Source organism: Marmoricola sp. RAF53 (assembly GCF_052114005.1).
GTDB lineage: Bacteria > Actinomycetota > Actinomycetes > Propionibacteriales > Nocardioidaceae > Marmoricola.
The window spans coordinates 354,341-360,383 of record NZ_JBFRDX010000001.1 but is presented as its reverse complement, the minus strand read 5'-3'; the positions used below and the strand labels follow the sequence as shown (position 1 = coordinate 360,383).

4 protein-coding genes are annotated in these 6,043 nt (G+C 74.7%); 2 read left to right on the top strand and 2 right to left on the bottom strand.

What is annotated here, in order from left to right; translation table 11 throughout:
• On the top strand, positions 1–2,574 hold a 2,574-nt coding region (locus AB4Y76_RS01735; RefSeq protein WP_441921763.1), incomplete at its 5' end, for an ATP-binding protein.
• Positions 2,575–2,582: 8 nt separating this feature from the next.
• Here the strand turns inward: AB4Y76_RS01735 and AB4Y76_RS01730 are convergent.
• Together AB4Y76_RS01730 and AB4Y76_RS01725 are read right to left on the bottom strand one after the other, a co-directional pair.
• On the bottom strand, positions 2,583–3,320 hold the full coding sequence (locus AB4Y76_RS01730) for a hemerythrin domain-containing protein (RefSeq protein ID WP_441921762.1): 738 nt from the start codon (positions 3,318–3,320) through the stop codon (positions 2,583–2,585).
• Positions 3,321–3,367: 47 nt separating this feature from the next.
• Entirely contained in the window at positions 3,368–5,485 is a 2,118-nt protein-coding gene (locus AB4Y76_RS01725) for an MMPL family transporter (RefSeq protein ID WP_441921761.1), read from the bottom strand.
• Positions 5,486–5,587: 102 nt separating this feature from the next.
• Here AB4Y76_RS01725 and AB4Y76_RS01720 point away from each other — a divergent pair, with 102 nt between their 5' ends.
• Positions 5,588–6,034, top strand: a complete 447-nt coding sequence (locus tag AB4Y76_RS01720; RefSeq protein WP_441921760.1) for a nuclear transport factor 2 family protein — start codon at positions 5,588–5,590, stop codon at positions 6,032–6,034.
• Positions 6,035–6,043: the final 9 nt, after the last annotated feature.

The following is a 6,043-nucleotide window of genomic DNA, read 5'->3' as shown; positions in this document are numbered from 1 at the left end:
CGCCCCGCGACGCCCCCCGCGACGCCCCCCGCGGCGGCCGCGCGGGAGACCCGGGGCGCGACGGGACCGTTCGTCACCGAGATCCCCACCCCGGAGTGGCCGTTGGCCGGCCGGGCCGCCGAGCTCGCCGCCCTCGACAGCGCCTGGCAGGCGGCCGAGGCGGGCACGCCGACCTTCGTCACCCTGGTCGGCGAACCGGGCGCCGGGAAGACCCGGCTGGCGATCGAGCTGGCCCGAAGGGTGCGGGACACCGGCGCCGGGGTCCTGCTCGGCCGCTGCTCGCAGGAGGAGGACGCGCCGCCGCTCTGGCCGTGGACCACCGCGCTCGGCCGCGAGCACGCCGGCAGCTCCGAGGACCACGACCTGGAGCGCTTCGCGATCGCCGAGGCGATCCGCCAGCAGATCGTCGGACTCGCCGCGGACCGGTCGGTCCTGCTCGTGCTCGAGGACGTGCACTGGGCCGACGCGTCATCGCTGCGGGTGCTGCGGCACCTGGCCGCGCACGTCGACTCCGCGCGGCTGCTCGTGCTCACCACCACCCGGCCCACCACCCGGCCCACCACCCGGCCGGGCGCGCAACCGGGATCTCCGGGGGACGCGTTCGCCGAGACCGCGGCGGCGCTGGCCCGGGCCGGCGCGTCCGTCCTGGAGGTCCACGGCCTCACCGCGGAGGAGGCCCGCGGCGTGGTCGGGTCGATCTCCGGCGACGACCCGGACCCGGCGACCACCGAGGCCCTGCACCGGCGTACCGACGGCAACGCCTTCTTCCTCGTCGAGTACGCCCGCCTGGCGCGGGACCGGCCCGAGGACCTGGCCACCGTGCTCGCCTCGACGCCGCGGGCCATCTCCGACGTCGTGCAGCGCCGGCTCCACCAGCTCCCCGCGGGCACCGCCGAGGCGGTCACGGCCGGTGCGGTGATCGGCCGGGAGTTCGACCTCGACCTGCTCGCTCCGGCGCTCGGCCGCGGCGAGGTCGAGGTGCTGGACCTGCTGGAGCCGGCGCTGCGCAGCGAGCTGCTCCACGACCTCGGGGCGGACCGGTTCCGGTTCAGCCACGCGCTGGCCCGGGACACGGCGTACGCCGAGCTCTCGCCGTCGCGCCGGGAGCGGATGCACGCCGGTCTCGCCGCCCTGGTCGAGGCCGCGCCGGCCGCGCACCGCCGGACCGCCGAGATCGCCCGGCACTGGAGCGCCGCCGGACCCCGGCACGTGGACAAGGCCTGGCGGGCCGAGATGCGGGCCGGCAACCGGGCGATGCGGTCGCACGCCGCGGAGGAGGCCGCCCAGCACTTCAGCGCCGCGCTGGCGCTGCAGGCGCAGGACCGCGCGTCCGTGCCCCGGGACCGCTGGGACCTCCTCGTCGGGTACGCCGACGCCTGTCGCTGGAGCACCCGGCTGGTCGAGATGACCGCGGCCGTCGACGAGGCGATCGCGATCGGCGACGAGCTCGGCGACCCCGAGCTCGTGGTCGGCGCGGCGCTGGTGCTCGCCGACGGGGCGGTCTGGCCGGTCCGGAACTACGGCGTCGTCGTCACCCCGGTGGTGGAGGCGATGCGCCGCGCCCTGGACCTGCTGGCCGGCCAGGACAGCGAGGTCCGCTGCCGGCTGCTGCTGCTCCTCGCCGGCGAGCTGTTCTACGGACACCACAAGGCGGAGGTCGACGCACTCACCGACGAGGCCGTGTCGATGGCACGCCGCCTCGGCGACCGCCGGCTCCTGCTGAGCGTGCTGACCTACGGCTTCAGCGTCCGCTGGCGCCGCGAGACCACGGCCGAGCGGACCCTGATGGCCCAGGAGGCGGTGCGTCTGGCCGAGGAGGAGGGCGACGAGCGGGCCGGGCTGCTGGCCCGGTTCCTGCTCGCCGCGGTCCGGTGCAGCCGCGGCGAGCTCGACGGCCTGGACGCGGAGGTGGACGCGATCCGGGAGAGCGCCCGCGAGCTCCGGCTGCACTTCCTGGAGCTGGCGACGCTCACGCTGAGCCAGTCCTGGGCCGCGATGCGCGGCGACGGCGAGGCGATCGCCGAGCGCAACGCCCGGCTGGCCGAGCTCGACGAGCTGATCTCCGTGCCGCAGAAGGCCGACGCGCTCCAGGGCGCGGTCCTGGTCCCGTACATGTGGGGCACCGAAGAACCCCCGACCGAGTCGTTCCTGTCGTTCGTCGGCGAGGCCAGCGTGCCGATCGTGCCCGGGTTCACCGTGCTGCTGCTGCGGCACGGCCAGCGCGAGCTCGCCGAACAGGTGTGGGCCGGGGCGCCGTACGAGGCCGGCGAGGACAACTGGTACGGCGAGCTGCACTGGTCCTTCGGAGCCGAGGCGGCCCTGGCGCTGGGCGAGGCCGACCTGGCCGCGGACCTCTACCGGCGGCTGTCCCCGCTGGCCGGCCAGTGCGTCGTCTCCGGGACCGGCCCGGCGCACGGACCGGCCGACGCCTACCTGGCGCTGGCGGCGAAGGCGGCCGGTCAGGACGACCTTGCCCGGGCGCACGCCGACCGTGCCGACGGGCTGATCGAGGCGTGGCAGCTCCCGCAGGTCGCCCGGTGGTTCGGCGGCCTGCGGGAGCAGCACGGGTTCTGAGGCGGCCCTCAGGCGAGGTGGCCGAAGGCGGCCCGGTCGCGCTTGGCGTGCCCGCGCCGGGTCAGCACCCAGATCAGCCGGAACGGGCCGCCCAGGTCCGAGAAGAGCGCGTCGCGGACCCCGGCGTCCATCCCCTCGACGACCCACGGCACCACCGCGAAGAGGAACCCGACGCCCTCCTTCTTCTTCTGGAAGTGCTCCTTCTCCAGGGCGATCCACTGCTCCTCGGTCATGTACTTCTGCAGGATCGTCATCGCGTCCGTCTCCTCGTGGGCGAGGTGCCGGGCGAGCGCGTCCCGGGTCGCGACGACCCGGACCTTGAGGGCGTTGCGGACGTCCTCGCGCTCGACCGCCGGGTGGTTCCCGGCCATCGTCGCGAACCCCTCGGCGCAGGCGGCGAGCAGCGGGTCGATGTGGCTGTGCTCCTCCTCCATCGCCTCCAGCGTGGCCCGCTCGGTCTCGTCGGCACGCTCCAGCAGGAACGGCCAGAGGCCGGCGTCCTCGCCGCTGTGGTGGTTGTGCAGCACGGTGAAGAAGAGGTCCCAGCGGGCGCCGAGCGCCTTCCAGGTCGCGACGTCGTCGGCCGGCGTGGCCGCCACCGCGGCGGCGAACTTGTCCAGGTCGCGCCGGAAGGCGTGGTGCATCACGTACATCATCTTCATGTCGACCGGGCCCTCCGGCGCGGCCACCTGGCCGGGCAGGAAGAGCTGCGGCTTGCGGGCAGGGTTCTCGGTGGTGGTGCTCATGGTTCTTCTCCTTCAGGGGGTGGGGTCGGTCGAGAGGGGTTCCCGGCTCAGGCGCCGGTGAGGGTGGGCGCGTCCGCCGGCGCCTGCGGGCGCGGAGCGGGCGGGGTGGCGGACGTCCGGCCGAACCGCGGGAACCACCAGTTCCAGCGGCCGAGGAGCGTCATGGTCGCGGGGACCAGGACCATCCGGACGACGGTCGCGTCCAGGGCGACGGCGACGGCCATCCCGAGGCCGAGCATCTTCACGACGACGCCGGACTCGGAGGCGAAGCCGAGGAAGACCGCGACCATGATCGCCGCGGCGACCGAGATCACCCGGCCGGTGGCGGCCAGCCCGCGGACGACGCTGCCCTTCGCGTCGCCGGTGTCGAGCCAGTCGTCGCGGATCGCGGAGACCAGGAAGACCTCGTAGTCCATCGACAGCCCGAACAGCACGGCGAACATCAGGATCGGGACCCAGCTCGACACCGCCACGGTGTGGTCCATGCCGAGCAGGGAGAGGCCCCAGCCGTGCTGGAAGACCAGCGTCATCACGCCGTACGCGGCGGCGATGGAGAGCAGGTTCATCAGTGCGGCCTTGATCGGCACCAGGACCGAGCGGAACATCACCGTGAGCAGCACGACCGAGACGACGACGACGAACCCGACGACCCACCAGATCCGCTCGGCCAGCATCGCGGAGATGTCGGCCAGGACCGGGACGTAGCCGGTGATCTCCACGCCGGCGGGCAGGTCGGCGCGGAGCCGGTCCATCAGCGCGGTGGTGGCGCGGTCGCTCGGCGCGGTGGTGGGCTCGACGTCCCAGACGGCGAGGCGGCCGTCGGGCGAGGTGAGCACCGGGCCGCTGACCGCGACGCCGGGGTCGCCGGCGACCGTACGCCGCACCTCGGCCAGGCCGGCCGCGTCGACCCGGTCGCGGTCGACGACCATCGTGAGCGGCCCGTTGGCGCCCGGCCCGAACGCGTCCGCGATCAGGTCGTGGGCGCGCCGGGTGGTCGAGGAGGTCGACTCCGAGCCGCCGTCCTGCGGCCAGGTGTGCATGCCGAGCGCGGGTGCGGCCAGGGTGAGCATCACGACCAGCGCGACGCCGGCCCAGGCCAGCGGCCGGCGGGCCACCCGGGCGGCCCACCGGGCGGTGAGACCCGGCCGGTGGTCGGCGGGAACGGCCAGCGGCACGACCCCGCGCCGGACCTTGCGCGGCAGCAGCCGCGGCCCGGCCAGCGCGCAGAGCGCCGGGACCAGGGTGAGCGCGGCGACCATCACCGCGCCCACGGCGAACGCGGTGGCCAGCCCGAAGGCGCTGAAGGTCGGCAGCCCGGCCAGCGGGAGGCCCAGCAGCGAGACCAGCACGGTCAGGCCGGCGCCGAGGACCGAGCGGCCGGCCCGGGCGGTGGCCGCGGCCGCCGCCTCGACCGGGTCGTCGCCGGCGCGGAGCCGCTCGACGTGCCGGGTCACGACGAGGAGCGCGTAGTCGATGCCGACGCCGAGTCCGACCATCACCGCGATCGTCGGCGCGGTCGGCGAGACGTGCATGGTGGCGGCGAGCAGCGTGACCAGGGAGCCGCCGACGACCAGGCCGGCCGCGGCGGTGAGGATCGGCAGCCCGGCCGCGACGACCGACCCGAAGGCCAGGAGCAGCAGCACCAGGGCCACCGCGACGCCGACGATCTCGCCGACGCCCTGGATCTCCTCGGCGGTGCCGGGGAGCTCTCCGCCGAGCTCGACGGTGTAGCCGGCCTCGGTCGCGGGGGTGGTCGCCTCCTCCAGCGGGGCGAGGTCTCCCATGATCCGGCCGTCGGTGGTCGGCACGTCGTACCGGACCGTGACGAGCGCGGTGTCACCGTCGGCCGAGACCCGCGGGGTCGCGCTGACCACGTGCGGGAGGGCGCCGAGCCGGGCGACGGTGGCCGCGAGCACGGGCTCGGCGACGCCGCCGCCGTCGTGCAGCACGACCTGGGCCGAGGAGCCGCCGCTGGCGGGCACGTGCTCGCGCAGCTGCTCCAGCCCGGCCTGGGCCCGGGCGCCCGGCACGTTCCAGTTGTCCTTCAGGGTGCCGCCCCAGGTGCCCGCGGCGGCGCCCGCCGCGACGAGCACCAGCAGCCAGACCCCGAGGACGCGCCACGGATGACGCGCCGTTGCGAGTCCGAGGCGGTGAAGTCGGTTCATCTCAAGTCTCCTTGTCGGGTGGATGTCCCCACCGTCGGGGAACCGACTTGAGCCGGACTTGGGAGCGACTTGAGCGGGCTCTCAAGCCCTATGCTCGGGCGCGTGCCGGACAGCGCCCGCGTGATCGAGAACCTGATCTACACCTATGCCGAGCGGATCGACGCCGGCGACTTCGACGGCGTCGCGGAGCTCTTCCGCCACGGGCGCATCCACGGGGTCCCCGACGGGGGGCCGGAGACGGTCTTCACCGGCTCCGAGGCGATCGGGAAGCTGTACCGCTCGACCACCAGGATCTACCCGGACACCGGCACGCCGAAGACCAAGCACCTCACCACCAACGCCCGGATCGAGGTCGACGAGGACGCCGGCACGGCCTGGGCGCGGACCAGCTACCTGGTCTTCCAGGCCACCGAGACGCTCCCGCTGCAGCCGCTGATCAGCGGGCACTACGAGGACACGTTCCACCAGGTCGACGGCTCGTGGTGCTTCGAGAGCCGGACCATCTTCATCACGCTGACCGGCGACCTGAGCCAGCACCTGCTCTTCTGAGGGCGGTCA

Bases quoted from the DNA above. Each gene is read 5' to 3' on its own strand.
- AB4Y76_RS01725 (WP_441921761.1), bottom strand. From the start codon at position 5,485: ATGAACCGACTTCACCGCCTCGGACTCGCAACGGCGCGTCATCCGTGG.
- AB4Y76_RS01730 (WP_441921762.1), bottom strand. From the start codon at position 3,320: ATGAGCACCACCACCGAGAACCCTGCCCGCAAGCCGCAGCTCTTCCTG.